General features: G+C 38.7%; 1 protein-coding gene. It reads right to left on the bottom strand.

Annotation, left to right across the window (positions count from 1 at the left end; translation table 11 throughout):
• Nucleotides 1-236: 236 nt before the first annotated feature.
• On the bottom strand, nucleotides 237-737 hold the full coding sequence (locus ACFIN0_RS09750; protein WP_375702454.1) for a hypothetical protein: 501 nt from the start codon (nucleotides 735-737) through the stop codon (nucleotides 237-239).
• Between the last annotated feature and the right edge of the window lie 360 nt (nucleotides 738-1,097).

Below are 1,097 nucleotides of genomic sequence, written 5' to 3'. Positions count from 1 at the left end.
CTTATAATTCCCCAAACTCTGCACTGTTCCCTTTTTTCATTTCCGTCGCATCCCAAACAACAATATTGTCCGTTTTATCAAAGAATAATAAAGTTCCAAGATTACCATCACGGTAGAAAACAAAACCATACTCAACGCACAACAAATAAAGATAGCCATCCCTACCATACTCAAGATTACAAAAGCATTTATAAAAAAAGCTGTCACGTGTTCCCCTCTTGTGTTCTGTTGCGAGATTAGTTGTCTTGCTGTTGCTTCTCTGGCAATGTTTCCCCCAGCAATATCATTTCCTTGACATCCCGTTTCAATATGGCGTTAAAGATAAAAAAGAGTGGAAAGAATCCTAAAAGAACGCCAAAAATGTTCTGCGGCAAGAGACATAAAAAAGCCCAAACGCTATTCCATCCTGCGTCCCGCAAAGACGTGATTATAGGATTGTTTTTAACAGGCTGTCTCCATATCTCCCAAAACATTTTTTGAAGATCTTCTTGTTTCATTTGCGCCATTGCTTGCAACTGTTCTTTAGATATAATGTGAAAAAATTCCAGAGGCTTCATATAGACAGTCGCGACAAAAAGCACCAACAAGAGGATAGCCAAACAACAAATGATGACATACTCTTTCGTTGAGAGAGTCATGCATTTTTTGAAAACAGCCGATTGATCTAACCCTGGCTGTAATGCAGAAGCCATATTTCCCTTATGGGCAGATTGGTGTTGTGATTTATCTTTGATCATGTTGATATTCCCCCACATCTAAAATGCCCACGCACTCTTTAATAATTTAATAACACGCGACCAGCGCGGCAAATTCGTCTAGCACTCTTTTCACCATAAAACAAGCACTAATAAGACCCTGTAAATCTATTTTTTAATTCTTTATACGTGACACCCTACAATCTCTAAAGGCTTATAAGCACAAACGCCACTGTCTTCCCCTTATCTATCACCCACACCTCAAAGGATAATGTTTTACACAACACGACAAGCAAGAATATTCAATCTAAAAAAAACATCTCATGTGGAAAACTGACAAGCCCACCATAAACGACAGCGTTTACCATTGCTTAAAATGAAGTCGAGCCCATAGGATACAAA

The organism is Bartonella sp. AA89HNZF (genome assembly GCF_042196905.1).
In the GTDB taxonomy this organism is placed as follows: domain Bacteria; phylum Pseudomonadota; class Alphaproteobacteria; order Rhizobiales; family Rhizobiaceae; genus Bartonella.
Note: the sequence above shows the minus strand (reverse complement) of the source record. Positions and strands in the feature narration are given on the sequence as shown.

Excerpts from the sequence above, each read along its gene's own strand:
- ACFIN0_RS09750 (WP_375702454.1), bottom strand. The coding sequence starts at position 737 with ATGATCAAAGATAAATCACAACACCAATCTGCCCATAAGGGAAATATG.